Origin of the sequence: Agarivorans albus, from assembly GCF_019670105.1 — a bacterium.
In the GTDB taxonomy this organism is placed as follows: domain Bacteria; phylum Pseudomonadota; class Gammaproteobacteria; order Enterobacterales; family Celerinatantimonadaceae; genus Agarivorans; species Agarivorans albus.
The window spans coordinates 2,288,772-2,309,069 of sequence record NZ_AP023032.1 but is presented as its reverse complement, the minus strand read 5'-3'; the positions used below and the strand labels follow the sequence as shown (position 1 = coordinate 2,309,069).

General features: G+C 42.5%; 17 protein-coding genes and 6 tRNA genes. 17 read left to right on the top strand and 6 right to left on the bottom strand.

Annotation, left to right across the window (positions count from 1 at the left end; translation table 11 throughout):
* Positions 1-2: 2 nt before the first annotated feature.
* From rsxB to K5620_RS10585, 7 genes are all read left to right on the top strand, one after another.
* Positions 3-563, top strand: a complete 561-nt coding sequence (rsxB, locus tag K5620_RS10615; RefSeq protein ID WP_016401450.1) for an electron transport complex subunit RsxB — start codon at positions 3-5, stop codon at positions 561-563.
* Entirely contained in the window at positions 564-2,990 is a 2,427-nt protein-coding gene (gene rsxC, locus K5620_RS10610; protein ID WP_016401449.1) for an electron transport complex subunit RsxC, read from the top strand.
* Positions 2,983-4,053: an electron transport complex subunit RsxD gene (rsxD, locus tag K5620_RS10605; protein WP_040307078.1), complete on the top strand. Its 1,071-nt coding sequence runs from the start codon at positions 2,983-2,985 to the stop codon at positions 4,051-4,053. Before rsxC ends, rsxD begins: the two co-directional genes overlap by 8 nt.
* On the top strand, positions 4,043-4,675 hold the full coding sequence (gene rsxG, locus K5620_RS10600) for an electron transport complex subunit RsxG (protein WP_016401447.1): 633 nt from the start codon (positions 4,043-4,045) through the stop codon (positions 4,673-4,675). The genes rsxD and rsxG overlap by 11 nt, the downstream gene beginning before the upstream one ends.
* Positions 4,676-4,687: 12 nt before the next feature.
* Entirely contained in the window at positions 4,688-5,371 is a 684-nt protein-coding gene (locus K5620_RS10595; protein ID WP_221077489.1) for an electron transport complex subunit E, read from the top strand.
* Positions 5,368-6,000, top strand: a complete 633-nt coding sequence (nth, locus tag K5620_RS10590; RefSeq protein ID WP_221077488.1) for an endonuclease III — start codon at positions 5,368-5,370, stop codon at positions 5,998-6,000. Before K5620_RS10595 ends, nth begins: the two co-directional genes overlap by 4 nt.
* Before the next feature lie 211 nt (positions 6,001-6,211).
* Positions 6,212-7,141, top strand: a complete 930-nt coding sequence (locus K5620_RS10585) for a 2OG-Fe(II) oxygenase family protein (RefSeq protein WP_016401443.1) — start codon at positions 6,212-6,214, stop codon at positions 7,139-7,141.
* A gap of 42 nt (positions 7,142-7,183) precedes the next feature.
* Here the strand turns inward: K5620_RS10585 and K5620_RS10580 are convergent, their stop codons facing one another.
* The gene (locus tag K5620_RS10580; RefSeq protein ID WP_016401442.1) at positions 7,184-8,053 is read right to left on the bottom strand and encodes a flagellar protein MotY; all 870 of its coding nucleotides are present in this window, start codon (positions 8,051-8,053) and stop codon (positions 7,184-7,186) included.
* A 120-nt stretch (positions 8,054-8,173) separates the two neighbouring features.
* On the opposite strand from K5620_RS10580, the gene rnt reads away from it, so the two are divergent.
* The 4 genes from rnt (at position 8,174) to fabA (ending at position 12,824) form a co-directional block, all read left to right on the top strand.
* Complete coding sequence (gene rnt, locus K5620_RS10575; protein ID WP_040307077.1) at positions 8,174-8,833, top strand: ribonuclease T; 660 nt, start codon at positions 8,174-8,176, stop codon at positions 8,831-8,833.
* A gap of 3 nt (positions 8,834-8,836) precedes the next feature.
* Positions 8,837-10,165: a Na+/H+ antiporter family protein gene (locus K5620_RS10570; RefSeq protein ID WP_016401440.1), complete on the top strand. Its 1,329-nt coding sequence runs from the start codon at positions 8,837-8,839 to the stop codon at positions 10,163-10,165.
* Between the two features lie 52 nt (positions 10,166-10,217).
* Positions 10,218-12,209: an AAA family ATPase gene (locus tag K5620_RS10565; protein ID WP_016401439.1), complete on the top strand. Its 1,992-nt coding sequence runs from the start codon at positions 10,218-10,220 to the stop codon at positions 12,207-12,209.
* A 78-nt stretch (positions 12,210-12,287) separates the two neighbouring features.
* On the top strand, positions 12,288-12,824 hold the full coding sequence (gene fabA / locus K5620_RS10560) for a bifunctional 3-hydroxydecanoyl-ACP dehydratase/trans-2-decenoyl-ACP isomerase (protein ID WP_016401438.1): 537 nt from the start codon (positions 12,288-12,290) through the stop codon (positions 12,822-12,824).
* A gap of 51 nt (positions 12,825-12,875) precedes the next feature.
* On the opposite strand, the gene rmf is transcribed toward fabA, so the two are convergent.
* From rmf to rlmKL, 5 genes are all read right to left on the bottom strand, one after another.
* Entirely contained in the window at positions 12,876-13,052 is a 177-nt protein-coding gene (gene rmf, locus K5620_RS10555) for a ribosome modulation factor (protein ID WP_084681792.1), read from the bottom strand.
* A 148-nt stretch (positions 13,053-13,200) separates the two neighbouring features.
* Complete coding sequence (locus K5620_RS10550) at positions 13,201-15,027, bottom strand: DUF3466 family protein (RefSeq protein WP_040307076.1); 1,827 nt, start codon at positions 15,025-15,027, stop codon at positions 13,201-13,203.
* Complete coding sequence (gene uup / locus K5620_RS10545) at positions 15,024-16,919, bottom strand: ATP-binding cassette ATPase Uup (protein WP_016401436.1); 1,896 nt, start codon at positions 16,917-16,919, stop codon at positions 15,024-15,026. Before uup ends, K5620_RS10550 begins: the two co-directional genes overlap by 4 nt.
* Entirely contained in the window at positions 16,913-17,152 is a 240-nt protein-coding gene (locus tag K5620_RS10540) for a glutaredoxin family protein (protein WP_016401435.1), read from the bottom strand. The genes uup and K5620_RS10540 overlap by 7 nt, the downstream gene beginning before the upstream one ends.
* Positions 17,153-17,156: 4 nt before the next feature.
* Positions 17,157-19,253 carry a bifunctional 23S rRNA (guanine(2069)-N(7))-methyltransferase RlmK/23S rRNA (guanine(2445)-N(2))-methyltransferase RlmL gene (gene rlmKL, locus K5620_RS10535; RefSeq protein WP_016401434.1) on the bottom strand — a complete coding sequence of 699 codons (2,097 nt, stop codon included), beginning with the start codon at positions 19,251-19,253 and terminating at the stop codon, positions 17,157-17,159.
* A 160-nt stretch (positions 19,254-19,413) separates the two neighbouring features.
* Between rlmKL and K5620_RS10530 the strand changes: the two genes are divergently transcribed.
* The 6 genes from K5620_RS10530 to K5620_RS10505 all read left to right on the top strand — a co-directional run bounded on the left by K5620_RS10530 (position 19,414) and on the right by K5620_RS10505 (position 20,290).
* A tRNA-Met gene (locus K5620_RS10530) sits at positions 19,414-19,490 on the top strand.
* A gap of 83 nt (positions 19,491-19,573) precedes the next feature.
* Positions 19,574-19,650, top strand: a tRNA-Met gene (locus tag K5620_RS10525).
* Between the two features lie 83 nt (positions 19,651-19,733).
* A tRNA-Met gene (locus tag K5620_RS10520) sits at positions 19,734-19,810 on the top strand.
* An 83-nt stretch (positions 19,811-19,893) separates the two neighbouring features.
* Positions 19,894-19,970 (top strand) — tRNA-Met (locus tag K5620_RS10515).
* 83 nt (positions 19,971-20,053) lie between these two features.
* Positions 20,054-20,130: transfer RNA gene (locus K5620_RS10510), tRNA-Met, on the top strand.
* 83 nt (positions 20,131-20,213) lie between these two features.
* Positions 20,214-20,290, top strand: a tRNA-Met gene (locus K5620_RS10505).
* Positions 20,291-20,298 lie beyond the last annotated feature (8 nt).

The following is a 20,298-nucleotide window of genomic DNA, read 5'->3' as shown; positions in this document are numbered from 1 at the left end:
AGATGTTAGAAGCACTTATTGCAATCACCCTTCTAGCCTTGGTATTTGGTGGAATACTGGGTTATGCGGCCATCAAATATAAAGTTGAAGGCAACCCCATTGCCGATCAAGTGGAAGCACTGCTACCTCAAACACAGTGCGGACAATGTGGTCATCCTGGTTGTCGGCCCTACGCTGAAGCCATAGCCAACGGCGAAGCAATAAACAAATGCCCACCAGGCGGCGAAGAGACTGTAGTAAAACTAGCAGAATTGCTAGGCGTTGAAGCGATCCCTCTGGATGAGTCAGCCGTAAAAGAAGATGACCGTAAGAAAGTAGCCTACATCGTAGAAGATGCGTGTATCGGTTGTACCAAATGCATTCAAGCTTGCCCTGTAGATGCCATTATGGGCGCAAATAAACATATGCATACGGTTATTACTAAAGAATGTACCGGGTGCGAGCTATGTGTGGCGCCCTGCCCAACCGATTGTATTGAAATGCGCCCAATACCAACAACAACCAAAAACTGGGATTGGAAATTGAACCAAATAGATGTCGCAATCATCGAGGAACAAAAATAGATGGTGGCGTGGTTAGACAAAATTAAACAAGGTTTTACTTGGAACTACAAAGGTGGTGTCCACCCAGAAACCAATAAGCAGGATATCAACTGTGGTAAGCCTGAACTAATCAACTTGCCTAACGAGTTAAGCATACCTGTCCAACAGCATATTGGCAGTGCAGGCAAACTACTCGTAAAAGTAGGTGATAAAGTATTACGTGGACAAGCCTTAACTGAATCTCAGTTCTTTCAAGCGCCACCAGTTCATGCGTCCCTTTCCGGTGAAATCATCGCGATTGAACCAAGAGTTTCTGCGCATGCTTCAGCCATTCCTGAATTAAGTGTCGTTATTCGCGTAGACAAAGCGCAACAAGACGCGCAATGGCCAAGCCCTCTGACTGATGAAGAATTAACTCCAGAAGCGATTTGCCAACGCGTTCATTTATCGGGTATTTCCGGTATGGGGGGCGCTGGCTTCCCTACTGCTTTAAAGATTACTCCGCATAAACCTTTAGACGTACTGATTATAAATGGCGCAGAATGCGAGCCCTATATTTCGGCCGACGATTGTTTAATGCAGAACTATGCGGCTGAGATTATCGGTGGTGTGGCCTTACTGCAAAAAGTACTCAAACCAGCGCTTACCATAGTTGCCGTCGAAGATGACAAACCCAAAGCCATTAAAGCGTTAGAAGCGGTTGGCAATCAAGATATCATCATTCGAAGCATCCCTACCAAATATCCCTCTGGTGGTGAAAAGCAACTTATCCAAGTGCTTACTGGAAAAGAAGTTAAAGCTAACCAGCTACCTATTGACCTAGGCATGCTAGTGCAAAATGTCGGCACAGCTTACGCCGTGTATCAAGCTGTAACGCTAGGCGAACCGCTAATTTCTAGAGTTGTCACCCTTGCCGGTGATTTAGTCACCAGTCCTAGCAATTACTGGGTGCCGATTGGCACAGCAGTAAGCGATGTGATCAACAAAAAACTACAGGGTGAGCCTAACGCGCCAACCATTATGGGCGGTTCGATGATGGGCTTCATGCTCCCCAGCAACCAAGCACCGGTGGTAAAAACAACTAACTGTCTGATTGTTAACAATCCGATGGCAGCTGAAAATGAATCACCGTGTATACGTTGCGGTGAATGTGCTCAAGCCTGCCCAATGGGCTTATTACCTCAGCAGTTGTATTGGTACGCCAAAGGGGATGAACTAAACAAAGCGCGCGATTTTAATATAATGGATTGCATCGAATGCGGAGCCTGCGCCTTTGTTTGTCCAAGCGAAATCTCTTTGGTACAACACTACCGAACAGCAAAAGCTAAAATACGCAGCGAAGATATTGCACAAAAAGAAGCCGACATAGCCAAACAACGCTTCGATGCACGCCAAGCTCGTTTAGAAAAAGACAAATTAGAACGTAAAGCGAAACACCAACAAGCCGCTTTGCGTAGACAAGCTCAAACAGAAGACAACGCTAAGCAAAATAAACCTGATCCTGTCGCAGCGGCCTTAGCAAGAGTCAAAAACAAGCAAGCCGCCAGTCCAGCAGCAAAACAAGACGAAACTGGTGAATGGGTACCAGATAATCAAGCGGCCATAGCTGCTAGAGAAGCTCGCAAAGCTGAGCGAAGAGCCCAAAAAGAAGCCAACGAGAGTAAAGCCAGCGCTAACCCGGCAGTCGCTGCGGCCATCGCGCGTGCTAAAGCTAAAAAGCAGACTGATAACAGTGAATCGATAAACGAGTCTAAGCCTAGCGCAAACCCCGCAGTAGCAGCGGCTATCGCGCGCGCTAAAGCCAAGAAACAACAAAATCAAGATAACGAAACTACCGCTGAAGACAACACAGTTGAATCAAGTAATTCAGCTGTGGCTGCTGCCGTAGCTAGAGCTAAGGCGAAAAAAGCACAAGCTCAGCAACAATTTGAACCAACAACCGCCACTAATCCGGCCGTAGCCGCCGCTGTAGCAAGGGCTAAAGCTAAAAAACTGGCTAACAAAGAGGCAAGTGCGGATCAAGCCGACGACAATCTAAATAAGCCTGCGGCTAAATCTTCAGCAAACCCTGCTGTTGCCGCAGCAATAGCCAGAGCTAAAGCAAAAAAAACCGCGCTAGCAGCAGCCGACGAGTCTGTTGATACCGGTAAGGCAAACAATCAAGATGATGAAGCTTTAGAGGTCCCTCTTGCTCGAGAGCAATCGGTTCAACAAAATACTCAAGATAGTACTACTAGTAACAACAACGCTAAGGCTAAGGCCATCGCAGCTGCGGTTGCAAAAGCTAAGGCCAATAAGAAAGCGGAGGACGCAACTGAAGCGCCCACGCCCGCAACCGTAGAAAAGCCAGCCAAAAAAGTTAACCCTGCAGTCGCCGCAGCAGTTGCTCGCGCTAAAGCTAAAAAACTAGCAGAACAACAGCGCGAAGAGAAAGATACCAATGAATAGCACTAGCATAAAAAGTTCACCTTTCGTTAGAAAGCCCTTAAAAACAAAAACATTGATGTTTTGGGTGATTCTTTGTCTTTTGCCAGGTTTATTAGTTCAAAGCTTTCATTTTGGAATAGGCACCATAACCCAAGTATTACTGGCATCTATGGTTGCAGTGCTAAGTGAAACCTTAGTTCTTATATTACGTAAGCGACCTGTTTGGCCAACCTTAAGTGATAACAGCGCGCTAGTTACTGGCATTTTGGTTGGTTTGGCACTTCCAGCCTATGCCCCTTGGTGGATTGCGCTTATTGGCAGTTTCTTTGCCATTGTTGTAGTTAAGCATTTGTATGGCGGTCTTGGGCATAATATTTTTAACCCTGCTATGGCTGCCTACGTGCTTTTATTAGTGTCTTTCCCAGTAACGATGACAAGCTGGATGCCTCCACAAAGTCTGTTAGTTGAAAGCTTATCTAGCATCGATGGTTTATCGCTCATTTTTAGTGGTTTTACCGTAGACGGCTTTAGCATTAAACAAATTGCCAGCATCGATGGCCATACCATCGCCACACCGCTTGATGAGATGAAAACACAACTTACTTTAGGTTTCACATCCAATGAAATATCAAGCCATGAGATTTACAGTAGTTTTGCAGGGATTGGCTGGCAATGGATTAATTTAGCCTATTTAGCAGGAGGTCTTGCGCTTATCTACTTAAAGGTGATTCGCTGGCATATTCCTTTGGCTTTTTTGACCACCCTATTTGTTTTGAGTCTACTTTCCGCAGCCATCAACCCAGATCACTCAATTCCAGTGCTGCTGCAGCTGTTTTCCGGCGCAACCATGATTGGCGCATTTTTCATATTGACCGACCCGGTAAGCGCAGCAACGAGCAACTTAGGTAGGATTATTTACGCAAGCTTGGTTGCGTTATTGGTATTTGTTATTCGAAATTATGGCGGCTATCCAGACGCAATCGCCTTTGCTGTATTACTAGCAAATATGGCAGTGCCGATGATAGATCACTTCACCAAGCCCAGAGTATATGGTTACGGCGAGGGAAATAGTAATGACAACTAAGCGCCAATCAATGACTAAAAACGCGGCGATGTTGGCCCTATTCGCCTTTGCATGCACCTTGTTAGTTGTCATCGTTAATTACTTTACCGAGCCAAGAATCGAGCAACAGGTTAAAGCACAACTGATTAGGTCAACTAATGAAGTCTTATCAAAAGAGTTAGCCAATAGTGCTTACCAGCAACGATGCGTAGTAGTTAACGAGCCACAGTTTTTGGGTAACGATAAAGACCAAACCATCCGGCTAATTGAATTAAATCAACAAACAGCGGCTTTCGTTTATCAAACAATTGCACCAGATGGTTACAGCGGGGAAATTCGCCTGTTAGTAGGTTTAAATGCAGACTCAACTATTAGCGGTGTGCGTGTTGTACAGCATAACGAAACACCAGGCTTAGGTGATAAAGTTGAAACCAGAAAATCAGATTGGATTTACCAGTTTAATGGACAACGTTTAATGGATGCCAAGGATCCTCGTTGGGCTGTAAAAAAAGACGGTGGCCAGTTTGACGCCTTTACTGGCGCTACAATAACGCCGCGTGCTGTTGTAAAAGCAGTGAAAAACGTGTTGATTTACCACGCCACAAATCAGCAAAGCATTAATGACAATGCGACAGATTGTTAAAGGAGTTATTTGATGAGCGAATATAAACAATTAGCTTGGCAAGGCCTTTGGAAAAACAATCCTGGTTTAGTACAATTACTCGGCTTGTGCCCTCTTCTCGCGGTTACCTCGACGGTAACCAACGCACTCGGCCTGGGGGTTGCCACCATGCTGGTACTGATAGCCTCAAACACCACGGTATCACTCATTCGTAAATGGGTAGCTAAAGAGATCCGCATTCCTGTATTTGTTATGGTTATTGCATCCTTTGTTACCTGCATACAACTGTTAATGAATGCTTATACCTACGGCTTGTACCAAAACCTAGGAATATTCATTCCGCTCATAGTGACCAACTGCATCATCATCGGTAGAGCCGAGGCATTTGCTGCACGTAACAGTGTTAAGCCAGCTGCGTTCGATGGATTAATGATGGGAATTGGTTTTGGTTTGGTACTTGTTGCAGTAGGCGCAATTAGAGAGCTTTTAGGAAATGGCAGCTTGTTTTACGGAATTGAATTGCTGTTAGGCGAATGGTCGTCTTTCTTATATGTTCAAATCGTTGATTTTAACGAACACTTTTTGGTTGCAATACTTCCGCCGGGTGCATTTTTGGTGATGGGCTTTATCATCGCTTTTAAAAATGTCATAGATAACCGCGCTAAAACCAAACAAGCTCCGTCAGAAACCCTTTCAAACAATACTCAAAGCGCATGAATAAACAGAAAAGATTAGAAATCCTAACACGACTTAGAGATAACAACCCACATCCAACTACAGAGCTAAACTTTTCTAGCCCTTTCGAGCTACTTGCTGCTGTATTGTTATCTGCTCAGGCCACCGACGTATCGGTGAACAAAGCTACCGACAAGCTTTACCCAGTTGCTAATACCCCCCAAGCTATTTTTGACTTAGGGGTAGATGAGCTTAAAACTTACATAAAAACAATTGGCCTGTTTAACTCTAAAGCTGAGAACTTAATAAAAACCTGCAAGATCTTGATTGAACAACACGGTGGAGAGGTTCCAGAAAGCCGAGAAGCCTTAGAAGCATTGCCAGGCGTTGGCAGAAAAACAGCCAACGTAGTACTAAATACTGCCTTTGGCTGGCCAACTATCGCAGTAGATACACATATATTTCGGGTTTCTAACCGCACCAAATTCGCCATGGGGAAAAATGTTGATCTGGTCGAAGAAAAATTACTAAAGGTAGTGCCAAAGGAATTTAAAGTAGATGTGCACCACTGGCTAATTTTGCATGGCCGCTATACCTGTGTTGCACGAAAGCCTCGTTGCGGCTCGTGTATCATCGAAGACTTATGTGAATTTAAAGATAAAATCGATTAAGTAAAGAAGCTAGCTAATAGCAGCTATATATCAGTACCTTAGATAAATTTAGTAATGCGAGTTTATTGGCATTTTCACCAATGCCTGCTGCGATTCTTAATAAAATGTAAATACTGATTCAATTGAATGCCCATTTATCAAAATAACGAAACATAATAAGTTTGCTCTCAAGCAATTCGGGAACCCCGGTTGCAAAACCAGGAGAGCATAAATGAACAATGCAGCTGTAAACGTAAGCAGTCAATTAGAACAAGCCCAAGCATTAACCCTACCCTCTAGACAAGAAATGCTTGCACGTTCTCCTTCTGTTAACGCTTTCTGGAATAATAACCAACAACTACTAGTTAGTGCTTGGAAAGAGTGGGAAGCATCAAGCAGTGGTTCATTGCTTGTGTCTAGTGAGACTCTGTTAGATGAAAAGCTACATAACGCCGTCAACTCAGCTTGGGATGACCCATCAACGGAAAACCAAGTTAAAGATCTGTGGCAAGAAGCTGCCCCAGGTGTATACACCGCACAGTTTTTTAAGCCTGAAAAACTTATTGAATTACGCCACTACCTAGATGACGTAACTACAGCAGGCATTCCTTTAAAGCCACCTTATGGAATAGTGCTAAATAGGCATGGGGCTATGCTTGACGAACGCTCTGAAGGCTACCTTGCCACCCCCAGTTTTCAAGCGTTTTACCGCAAACTACTCGATAAATATATGCGTCCAATCGCTCGCTTGTTGTTCCCAGAAGTATACGGATATGACAGCCAAACATTTGGTTTTTCTATTCAGTGGCAAGCAGGAATGGACACTTCGTTGAGGCTTCATACCGATGCGTCGTCGGTAACAATGAATATTAATATGAACTTGTCCGATGAAAAATTCACGGGCTCAGAGGTTGATTTTTATGACCCTATTACCGGAAATATTAAAAGACTTTCTTTCGAGCCGGGTACAGCAATGATTCATCGTGGCAATGTACCTCATGCATCACAAGCAATACGAAGTGGTGAACGTTCTAACCTGGTGCTTTGGTTATATGGCGATCAAATGCAAACGCCGTATGCCAGCAAGCAACAAAATCGAGTTTCTGCTAGGGAGCGTTGGGCTAAACCTTCTGGGTTACGTGACAGAAGTGCGCCGTTCTAAAGATAAAAGAAAAAGGTAGCGCAAGTTGCTCTACCTTTGTTTTTATAGCAAGTCTTTGCCTAACGAGATAACCACTCTTCGGTTACGTTCTCTGCCCATGGTGTTGTCGTTACGGGCAACGTGCCTGCGCTCACCATGTCCGGCCACCTCAATGACACTTTCATCTAACCCGCCAGACTTAAAGTAATCCTTAACCATGTTCGCGCGCTTTTCCGAAAGTTCTTGGTTAATCCACTTACCCCCGTAACTATCGGTGTAGGCATCAACCAACACTACATCTATCTCTGGGTCATGTTTTACGTAATCACCAATAAGTTGCAAACGTTTCTTAGAGCGCGGGGTCAATTCATTGCTATTCGATTTGTAGGTTAAAACTGTAAAAGCAATATCGTCAAACGAGTACGGAAGTAAGCGCCCTACACATTTTAAAAAGTCGTTGTATTGGGTTTTAAAGTTGATCGAAGAGATGCCCACTGCAGTTGTATTATTGCTGGCGTACCAGTCATTAAAGTAAAAAGTAGGTACGTTACCGTCTTCCAACTCACTCAGCATTTGCCACGCTGGCTGGGCATTTACGTAACCATCAAATTGCTGATAAAAGGATAATTCGCTAATACGCTTAGAGCTTGCACCTGGCTTCCATTTCGGTGGAACACTTCGTAATGAGACTTGGTGAGTTTCTGCGGAAATCCTGTACATATCCAAATAGAAATCTAGATTTACATTTTTCGATGAGCGACTAATGAAACTCGCCACACCAAAAGAGGGAATGAAATGGTCCATTCTACATTCAATAGGCGTTTTATTTGACACAACCCAAGTTGAGTCATCTAGCGATGCTGAATAATTGCGCACGTTTGCTTGAGCAGACATTGCGCTTAATGCCAAAGGCAGCAATAAGTAATGTTTCATTAGCAGAAATCCTCTCTTCTCCATAAATTATCGGCATCTAAGCGATAATCTTTAAAGCAAATTAGCGATTCTTTGCGGCTTTTGTAATAATGCGCGCTTCTAATATTAGTTACCCACATTATGACCATTACTGAACTCACGACCGAATTAATGTCTAGTCGATTTCGCGGCTACTACCCTGTAGTTATCGACATAGAAACAGCTGGCTTTAACGCTAAAACAGATGCGTTACTAGAGATTGCAGCTTGCTTGCTTAGCTTTAACGAACAAGGCGAACTTTATGTTCTTGAAAGCTTACAGTTTAACGTTGAGCCTTTTGAAGGCGCTAACCTAGAACAAGCCGCTTTAGAGTTTACCGGAATAGAGCCTAATAACCCTTTACGTGGCGCAGTAAGCGAAGACTTTGCGCTGAAAGAGATGTTTAAGCCAATACGTAAAGCATTAAAAGCCCATGGCTGTAACCGGGCTGTAATGGTGGCTCACAATGCAGCCTTTGATATGGGCTTTTTTAACGCAGCAGTAGAGCGCTGTAATATTAAGCGTAATCCTTTCCATCCTTTTGTGAGCTTTGATACTACCAGTATTAGTGCCCTAGCCTTAGGCCAAACTGTTTTAGCCAAGGCATGTAAAGAGGCTGGCTTAGAGTTTAGCAACGAAGAAGCACACTCAGCACTATACGACGCGCAAAAAACAGCATCGCTGTTTTGCCTGATTGTTAACAAGTGGAAGAACCTAGGCGGTTGGCCTCTACCAAAACCAGATCAAGATGAGAATCAATAATCGATGATTACTAATCCTGTTGTATTGTCGGTTTGCTTAATGTTGGTACTAAGTTTACTGCGTGTAAATGTAGTATTAGCTTTATCGATAAGTGGAATTATTGGCGGGCTTTTATCCGATTTAAGCTTGACGGAAACCATAGCCGCTTTTGAAGCCGGTTTAGGAGATGGCGCTCAAATCGCGTTAAGTTATGCTCTGCTTGGTGCGTTTGCTGTTGCCATTGCCAGAAGCGGCTTAACCGATATGATTGCTAACAAGATTGTACGTTTAGTAAATTTGCATAAAGATCAGCACCTTTCTTTGGTGAAGTGGATGATGCTTGGCGCCATCATATTAATGGCAGTAAGCTCGCAAAACTTGGTTCCAGTGCATATAGCCTTTATTCCAATATTAATCCCGCCCTTAATCGCTGTATTCAATCAACTAAACATGGATAGGCGAATCATTGCCTGCTGTATCACTTTTGGTTTAGTCACCACTTATATGTGGCTACCCTATGGCTTTGGCAGCATATTTTTAAACCAACTGTTACATGGCAATATTTTGTCGGCAGGCTTAACGATTGATAAAAGCCAGTTACCCATTGCTATGACAATACCAGCCCTAGGAATGGTGTTAGGTCTGCTTACAGCCATATTTTTTTCTTATCGGCAGCCAAGAACTTACCAAACAACGATCAATACTAGTGAAAAACGCACAAGCGAAATACAGACTAGCCCCTTAAAAACCTGTTTGAATATCACCATTATAATCGTTGCCTTAGTGGTAAACGTTTATACTGAGTCGATCATTATGGGCGCTTTAACTGGCTTCCTCCTGCTCACTACCGCGTCAGGCTTAAAGCCCCAGAATAGCCAAGACTTGTTTGTTGAAGGCGTTAAATTAATGGCCTTAATTGGATTCATTATGATTGCAGCAAATGGTTTTGCTGGCGTAATGAAAGCTACTGGTGGTGTACCAGATCTAGTAAATAGTGCTCAAAGTATACTTGGTGATAATAAGGCCTTTGCTGCTGCAATGTTGTTGCTAATGGGATTGCTAATTACTATGGGAATAGGTTCATCATTTTCAACCATTCCCATTATTGCCGCTATATACGTTCCACTCGCTCTCTCTCTAGGTTTCTCTGAGTTAGCAACAGTTGCCTTGGTTGGAACATCTGCAGCACTTGGAGATGCAGGCTCGCCAGCTTCAGACTCTACACTAGGCCCGACTGCAGGCTTAAATAGCGATGGCCAGCATGACCACATATTGGACACCGTTGTACCCACATTTTTGCACTTCAACCTACCACTGTTGGTTTTTGGTTGGATAGCAGCTATTGTTCTATAGAGCTAACAAACTGTTTTAATTACACATTGCACGTTTAACACCGGAATACGAATTGACTGAATCAGCCCTAAGCATTGAAAAACTAAAACCTAACTTTTCGCTAGAGAACATAAACCCAACTAACGGCATTCAGTGGTCGAGTTTATTACCTATAGCTAAATCTAGTTTTGACCACTTTACGCACGCCAATAATCATCAACAAGTTATGGTTTGTCAGGCCCCTAGTTTTTTCAATTTGCATTCAGTACTCGCAGACTTTGCTAAAGACCTTAATATTGAGCAACAAGCTTACGCCTTAATATTCAACCCTACCCAGCCACAGCGCCCTTATTGTGTTGAGCTTTCACAAAAAGCTCAACAAGCTTTTGAGCAAACTATGCTGCAGATGGAAGATTTGCTAAACAAAGATTTTGGTTCAGAACTTTTAGCCAAAGAGATAGGTGAAGAATTAGCGTTTATGGAAGAGTCTCAATCCGACTCCCTTAGCAAAATTCTAAAAAGACTTAACCAAGCGCAGGTTCCTGAGCAATTATTAAATCTCATCAAACAGCTATTTGAATACCTTGTTGAGTTACCTTCTTTCACCTCGATTCAAAAGTTCTATAAGACTTGGCTTAACAAGCCAACACTAAATTATTGTTACGAATTCACTAGAGCAACTATTTTTGGCCAATATCTTGCCCAACCTACAGCTAATAGCGCTGAGTTGGTGGAAGTGAATTTAGGGGCTATTCATCATTCAGCTTCCGGGATACTGGTTTTAAATGCCGAAGATATTCTTGCAGAAGCGAAGCTTTGGTTTGAACTAAAAGCTTGTTTAACTACCTCAATTTTTTCGTGGGATAAATTGCAAGGCGAAAAGCTAACTAGCCAACCTCAACATTTGTCGGTAACTACCAAGTTAGTGCTTATTGGTAATGCCAATGCCATTGCCGATTTATATGAGCTCGACCCAAGTATAAAAACCCTAGGGCTTTTAGAAACTGAACTGCCATTAGAAGTAGAAGCAAGCTCAACCAACATCAATTTGTATTTAAGCCACCTAAATGGTGAGTTACATCAATGCGGCTTATCCAGCTTAACAACGGAGCTCTATGAATGTGTATTGAACTACGCGGCGAAGCTTTGCGAGCATCAACAGTATTTAAGTTTAGATGTACAAGAACTAATTACCCTACTTCAGTCACTAGAACTCAATCAATTTACAGCGAACAGTCAAGGCTTTACCCAAGCACTAAAACACTTAAACGATAACGTTAACAACCAACAAAAGTTTAGTGATCTCTCCTATACAGAAAGACAAACCAATATTTGTTTAAGTGGTGAGCAAGTTGGCCAAATAAATGGTTTATCGGTTATCGACTTCGCTGGCTTAGGTTTATCATTTGGTGAGCCCATCAGAATAACTGCAAATGTGTTTCAAGGTGACGGCGACTTTAACGATATAGAAAGAAAAGCAGAACTAGCAGGGAATGTTCACGCTAAATCAATGATGATCATTCATGGCTTTCTAAATCAATTGTTTGCCTCTGAGCATCATTTCCCTTATTCCGGCAACATAGTATTTGAACAGTCTTATCATGAAATAGATGGTGACAGCGCTTCTCTCGCATCAGCCTTGGCTTTACTAAGCGCTATCTCAAAGCTTCCCATTCAGCAAAATACCGCAGTAACCGGCGCCTTAGATCAAAAAGGCAATGTATTAGCTGTAGGCGGCATAAACGAAAAGATCGAAGGTTACTTAAGGGTTGCGCAACTTGTTAATACTAACCAGCCTATCCGGGTAGTAATACCGGAAGCTAACCTTAATCAACTGAATCTTTCGCAAGAGGTTTTAAACGCGGTTGAGCAAAAACAACTAAGCATTTTTGCTGTTTCTACCATTAGCCAAGCGGTGCCCTATTTGTTCAATCTGCCTGCTGGCGACCTACTCGATGAAGAAAGTGTTTACGGAAAAATTAACAAATTAATCAATCTACCAAACGATGAACCTGGTTTAATTCGCTGGCTTTTGAAGAAAGTATCTGACTTATTCAAGTTTTAGCGAAATTATCGGACATCGGACTTGTTTAGCTTACACGTGTTAGCTAAAGTATCGGCAAATTTTTTAAAGGTAAAATTCATGACTCAGGTTTCGCAAAAAGAACTAGGTAAAACTAGCTATGAACGCCAAGAATTGCTTGATTGCAGCCAAGGCCTTTTATTCGGTGAAGGAAACAGTAAGTTACCCGCACCAAACATGCTAATGATGGACCGCATTCTAAAAATCACCCACGAAGGTGGTGAGTTTGGCAACGGCGAAATTGTTGCTGAGTTAGATATTAACCCTGATTTATGGTTTTTTGACTGTCACTTCCCTGGTGACCCGGTAATGCCTGGTTGCTTAGGCTTAGACGCAATGTGGCAGCTTGTTGGATTTTTCTTAGGTTGGAGTGGCGGTCCGGGTAAAGGGCGAGCTTTGGGTGTTGGCGAAGTTAAATTCACTGGCCAAGTATTACCTACAGCTAAGAAAGTCACCTACCGCATTCAGATGAAGCGTGTAATTATGCGTAAATTAGTTATGGGTATTGCGGATGGCATTGTAGAGGTAGATGGTCGTCAGATTTACTCAGCAAATGATTTGAAAGTAGGTTTGTTTACCGACACTTCAACTTTTTAGTACTCCTAATACGCTGATATTAAAAAGCCCTATTTATAGGGCTTTTTTTATTTAGTTATTGTCTAATCCTGAAACGCGTTCTTCAACAGCCTCACGCCACCCACCGTACCAATGACCTCTTGCGTCTGCTCCACCATACGGACAGGTCTCTTTAGACCTTCCTGATAACCCTGCTTGATAACCTTTGGCATGCGCTCTTTCTAAACGATCGCGTTTTTGTCTTTTCATAGACTTCTTCCTCATCAAGATCAGAAAACAAATCAGGAGCCCACTTGGACTCCTGATCTACTATCGCTTATCGTTTTTAAAAGATCAAAAACTAAATTTTTAAGTATTCGCTAACTAATTGATATTTTTGTTGCACTAAAAAGACAATTTATCTTTTTATGAAACGCCTCACAAAAACAACAGGTAAGAGCAGTAAGCCTAACCACAAGCTAGAAGCCCCTTTACGTTCATACTTCACTTCTTCTATTTGCGGGCAAGTTGCTAAGTCATCTATATCTGTCACCGCAGGGTTTCTTACCAATTTAAGTAACACCGCACGAGGATTTACTCCATTAATAAACTCTTCAGCACTTTCATAGTGATAACCGTTGGCAAATATTTCACCTTCATCATTAATATGAGTTGCAAACTCGAACCGGTACAGCGGTATCTGTGGCGTTCCGTCTTGCTCATAACAGGTTAATTGATTAAGCGTCCAGGTGTATGTCTTGTTACCTTCTAGGTAACGATTGTAATCTAATAAGATACCCGTTTGTCTACGTGTAGTACCATTATAAGCTGGCTGTTCTTCACTATCCCCATCTCGCCAACCTACGATTAAACCGCTATTATTGATATCGCTGAATTCGCTGTTAGCACCAGAAAATGGCTTGTTACGTAATGGCCAATTTACCTCTTGGTATGTTTCTGAATTTTCATCACCATCATATACAAAACCTTCTACCGGACGGTTACGTGATTTAACTTCTACGTATCGCAAATTACCGACAATTAAGTTGGCGTCGTTTACTGAATTTGCCCAAGTATGTGATACGGAGTCTTCAAACTTGTCATTATCACCATCAATCCGAATATTTGGTATTTTATTTAGACTATAAGTACCATCACCATTGTCGGTATAGTAAGTAGCGCGGCCACGTGAACCGTTAGTGCTGTCATAGACATCATCTGAAGATATACCTACCAATATCTCGTTATTGGCATCTTTTACCAAGTTAAAATCTGGAGCATTGCCATAACGAGAACGAACGTAGCCTTCAACTAGTTGTTGCCCAACTACTTGCTCTCCATCTATTGCGTCTGTAATGTCCCATACCCATGCTTGAGTATCAAAACCTGAACAACGGTAGTAGTTTTCTCGGTTACCTGTTTGACACTCACCAAAGCTGTCGCTATTGGAATAACTGACACTACCTATGCCAATAACAAGGGTACGGCCATCTTTTTCGATAATTTGTAAGCCTGATGATAACCCACCTTTATCATCTTCTAGCTCGCCACTACTGTTAAAGGCTGTTGGTAGCAAAGTAACTTTAGCTTGGTCGCTTAAGCGCAAAGCAAACCCACGTTGAATAAAGTCCCTTGTATAATTTCCACCATCAGGATTGCTAAATGGCGCTGAGTCGTAGCCTACAGCCCAACCTAATTCACTATTGATATCATTCACTCGTGTATCAGTTGTGTAGTCACTGTTAGCAATATCATCGAAAACATAAAGTTTTTCGTTAATGGTATCCCAAGTAGGCAACGGCGGCAGGTTCTTGCCATCGGTATGCATCCCACTAATATTTCGATTGGCTAAGAAAGAGAGCACATTAGATTGGTACAAAACGGTTCTTTGTTCTCTTAAGCGTTTACGATAGGTATCGTAAAAACTATTATCTCCGTAGAAGAACAAGTCACATACTTCGCTAGCGTACTGGCAGCCATAGTCAAAAGTGGTTCTGTCGGAAAAGTCGTAAAAGCGAAAAGCACTTCTAAAAGTTTGAGCACTACCCGCTACATACTCCCCATCATTACTTGCGGCAGTAACAACTAGGTCACCATTAGCTTCGACAAGTCCGTTACTGGTTTCTAGTGGAATTTCTTCTATAAGATAATAGGATTCGGTTTGTGCTGCTTGAGCAAAGCTAGCAGACAATACTAAAGGCGCGAATGCCATTGCTAAAGAGCGTTTCATCATAGACTTCTTCATGAATTTTTTAGTTCTTCCAATTCTTCCCAGCGCATAAACAGGTCTTCTAAACTCTGCTCTGCTTTGGCTAAATCATTTAAAGTATTTTGAACGACGTCTTGTTCTAAATTAAAGAACTCAGGTTCGTTTACTTTACTTTGTAATTCTTCTACTTGCGCCTCGGCAGCTTCCAATTTTTCGGGTAGCTGGTCAAGTTCCAGTTTCAATTTATATGACAACTTCTTCGATTGTTTTTGGGCTCGCTGACTAGAATCAGTTTTCTCAACAGCTTTTACAACAGGCGCTTTTTGCCGGTTTTCTATGTAATCTGCTACTTCAGAATATCCGCCTACATAGCTGTCTACATTACTGTTTCCATCAAAGAACCAAACATGACTTGCTGTATTGTCGATAAAGCTTCTGTCATGGCTAACCAATAACACTGTTCCTGGATATTGGCTTACCAACTCTTCTAGTAACTCCAGCGTTTCGACATCCAAATCGTTGGTTGGTTCATCTAAAACCAACAAATTGGCTGGTTTCAAGAATAATTTTGCCAACATGAGTCGATTTTTTTCGCCACCAGAAAGCGCTTTAACCGGAGTAAATGCGCGTTTAGGGTGAAATAAAAAGTCTTGTAGGTACCCCATTACATGGCGTTTATTACCGTTGATTTCAATTTCTTGTTTACCGCCAGCTAAATTATCTAGCAAGGTTTTTTCTGGGTCTAGCTCTTGGCGATACTGATCGAAATAAGCAACATTGAGATTAGTCCCTATTTTTAGCTTGCCTGAGCTTGGAGTTAAATGCTCAAGTAACAACTTGATAAGGGTTGATTTTCCACAGCCATTGCCTCCAACTAAGGCAATTTTGTCGCCTCGCATTACAAGTAAATCTAGCGGAGAAATAATAGGATAAGCATCATCAGGGTAACCGAAACTTAGTTGTTCGGCTTCAAATACAATTTTTCCTGAACGCAAACCATCGTCGATTTGCATATTGGTAGTACCTTGGCGATTAACGCGTTCACTGCGTTCATTACGCATAGCTTTAAGCGCTCTAACTCGCCCTTCATTGCGGGTTCTACGCGCTTTAATACCTTGACGAATCCAGGCCTCTTCTTCAGCCAAACGTTTATCGAACAAAGCATTTTGCTCTTCTTCAACACGTAGCCACTCTGCTTTACCATCTAAGTAGGCATCGTAGTTGCCGGGCCAGGAGGTAAGCACACCACGGTCTATGTCTACAATTCTGGTGGCGATTTTACGAATAAAAGCCCTATCGTGACTAATAAACACAATAGTGCCTTTAAAATTAAGCAAAAACTCTTCTAGCCATTTGATGGTATTAATATCCAAATGGTTAGTCGGTTCATCAAGCAGCAAAATATCTGGATCACCTGCCAACGCTTTTGCTAACGCAACCTTTCTTAGCCAACCACCGGATAGGCCTTGCAAAGGAGCTTCTCCATCTAGCTTCATGGTTGTGAGAACTTGTTGAATTTCGTTATCAAATTTCCAGCCGTCTACAACATCTATCTCATGCTGTATTTGTTGCATACGTTTTAATTCGCGTTCACTGGAGTTTTCATTGATATTCGACGTTAAGTGGTGAAACTCACTGAGCAATTTACCGATATGTGGTTTGCCTTCAGCGACGTAATCAAAAATACGTTGCTCACTCGCCTCAGGTGGATCTTGCTGTAATCGGGTGATGACAACGTCATTAACTAGTTGACGTTGGCCTGAGTCTAACTGAATAGCGCCTTCGATCACTTGCAACAAAGTGCTCTTGCCAGCACCATTACGGCCAACTAGACATACTCGTTCAGCTTTGTTTATTTGCACATTTGCTTTGTTTAACAGTGGCGTGTCGCCATATGCCAAAAAAGCGTCTTGTAAGTTTACTAACACGCACAACTCTCTATAAATTGTTCTAACTGGCTCGCGTCAAAAGGCCAGTTAATTCTTTGTTGACTGGGTTCGTGACACAACACAGGAATGCTATAACGGTATTGCTCGACTAAAGACTCGTCTTCGATTATGTCTTGTTCTTTTAGCTCATTAATATTGGGGTTAGCTAAAATTAACGCACGAGCATCTTCGCAAAGATGGCAACCATCAGTACTATATAAAACCCAAGTCATACAACTATTCCTTGTGTATCATCCAACAATTATGAATTTGTTTATTACGTTCAAAATCAGGCGATAAAGACTGACTTGAAATGTTCTTAACTTTAAGCCCCAGCTTTGCTAAGGCTTCTATATCCATTTTGAATTGGCGTTTATTGTTTGAGAAAATCAACTGTCCGCCCGGATTAAGCAAGCGCGAAACCGAGCCCAACAAATCAACGTGATCTTTTTGTATATCAAACACTTCATCCATCTTTTTTGAATTTGAAAAAGTAGGCGGATCGAGAAAAATCAAATCCCAACGTTGTGATATTTGTGTTTTCAGCCAAGCCATACAATCAGCACGAATAAACTCATGTTTGCTAATCGGAAGCTGGTTTAATCTAAAGTTATCTTTTGCCCAGTTTAAATAGGTATTAGACATATCTACAGTTGTAACTTTAGAAGCCCCACCAAGCGCTGCATGAACCGAAGCTGAGCCGGTGTAAGCGAAAAGATTGAGAACCTTTTTACTTTGGCTATGCTGTTGAATGTAATGCCGCATGTTCCGGTGATCTAAAAACAAACCAGTATCTAAATAATCGGTAAGATTAACGTAAAACTGAGCACCATATTCTTGAACAACAAAACGCTCTTTTTCGTCACTATTGCGTTCATATTGCTGGCGCCCTTTTTGTTGAGCACGTTGCTTAATTACTAACTTATCGTTAGCCACTAAATCACTTTGTAAAAGCCCGGTTAGCAAATCCATTAAACGACGACGCGCTTTTGTGGGTTCAATACTCTTTGGAGCTCGATACTCTTGTACAATCACGTAGTCGTCGTAGCAATCTACAGCCACATTGTATTCGGGTAAGTCTGCATCATATAAGCGGTAACAAGTTATGTTGTCTCGCTTGATCCATTTCTGCAGCTTTTTCTTGTTTTTAAGCAATCGATTTACAAAGTCTTCAGCATATTTACGTTGAGTCCCCTGCCCACCTTCACCAATTTGATAGATTTTCAGCACACAGTTAAGTGCACCATTTAAAAACTTATATTGCTTGTCACTACGCAGGCGCAGATAGTCGAGTAATTCTGGTGCAGCGGTAAACAGCGACAAACGCCAGCCAGGATAGTTTTCGCGTACGCTCGCACCAAAGGATAAGAATAAGCCGATAAGCTTAGTCAGTTCGCCCAGACGTTCACCATAAGGCGGATTAGACAAAATAAGTCCGGGCTCACTTGGCGCGGCTGGCAGATTTGCAGCATCATGAACATGTACTGAAATAATGTCACTAAGTCCAGCACGCTCAATGTTCGATTTAGCTAAGGTCACCATGCGACGATCAATATCGTAGCCAATAAGACGCTGTTTACAATTTGCTAAGCCATATTGGGCTCTGGCTTTGGCATCGTTTCGAATGTCTTGCCAAGCAGAAGACGCAAAGTTGCGTAAGCGCTCAAACCCAAATTGTCGATTTAAACCAGGTGCGATGTCGGCGGCTTGCATCGCCGCTTCAATCAAAATTGTCCCGGAACCACACATTGGATCAATCAGATATTTTTCTTGCCAGTTACTACGAATCGTCAAGGCTGCTGCAAGGTTTTCTCTAACTGGTGCTTCACCCTGCTCTAAACGATAACCACGTCGATGAAGGGCTGCGCCAGATAAATCGATTGAAATGGCTAAATGTTTACCCGCTAAACGAACCACTATTCGCGCATCTTCGTCGGTTTTAGCGACATTGGGGCGAACGCCTTCCAGCTTATTAAACTGATCAACAATGGCGTCTTTTACTTTAAGCGCACCAAACTGGCTATTGTCTATATAGTGGTTTGTTCCACTACAATGCACCGAGAACGTTTGATCTACGCTAAAGTACTTATTCCAACGTACTGAATAGGCTGCTTCATATAGCTCATCAACGTTTTCTGCTTGAGTCTCTACTAAGCGCAACAATATGCGAGAGGCAACACGTGACCACATACAAATTTTGTAGGCGGTTGGCCAGTCACAACTAAAGCTAACACCGGCTACTGTTTGTTTGCAGTTTTCTGCACCCAGCGCGGTAATTTCATCTAAACATAAGCTTTCTAAACCTTTAGCGGTCGAAGCGAAAAAATCTGCCATTTCGATACTCTATTTATTTAACCCGTGGATTATACCTGTTTTGCTAAGGATCAGTAGTAAAAGCCTCATTCGGATAAATAATCGGCACTTGGATAATTAAAACAAATAATCTCTTGTATTATCACTACTCTGTGCGTACTATGCGCTCCGCAATAACGGACGCGGGATGGAGCAGTCTGGTAGCTCGTCGGGCTCATAACCCGAAGGTCGTTGGTTCAAATCCGGCTCCCGCAACCAATTCTTTATTTAAGAATTGCTTAGTTCGAATAGCTAAGCCAAGCAACTATTCAAATCACTTAACTACTTTAGTTAAGACCGGACGCGGGATGGAGCAGTCTGGTAGCTCGTCGGGCTCATAACCCGAAGGTCGTTGGTTCAAATCCGGCTCCCGCAACCAATTCTTTATTTAAGAATTGCTTAGTTCGAATAGCTAAGCCAAGTAACTATTTAAATCACTTAACTAATTTAGTTAAGACCGGACGCGGGATGGAGCAGTCTGGTAGCTCGTCGGGCTCATAACCCGAAGGTCGTTGGTTCAAATCCGGCTCCCGCAACCAATTCTTTATTTAAGAATTGCTTAGTTCGAATAGCTAAGCCAAGTAACTATTTAAATCACTTAACTAATTTAGTTAAGACCGGACGCGGGATGGAGCAGTCTGGTAGCTCGTCGGGCTCATAACCCGAAGGTCGTTGGTTCAAATCCGGCTCCCGCAACCAATTCTTTATTTAAGAATTGCTTAGTTCGATTAGCTAAGCCAACTAACTATTCAAATCACTTAACTACTTTAGTTAAGACCGGACGCGGGATGGAGCAGTCTGGTAGCTCGTCGGGCTCATAACCCGAAGGTCGTTGGTTCAAATCCGGCTCCCGCAACCAATTCTTTGTTTAAGAATTGCTTAGTTCGAATAGCTAAGCCAAGCAACTATTCAAATCACTTAACTACTTTAGTTAAGACCGGACGCGGGATGGAGCAGTCTGGTAGCTCGTCGGGCTCATAACCCGAAGGTCGTTGGTTCAAATCCGGCTCCCGCAACCAATTCTTTA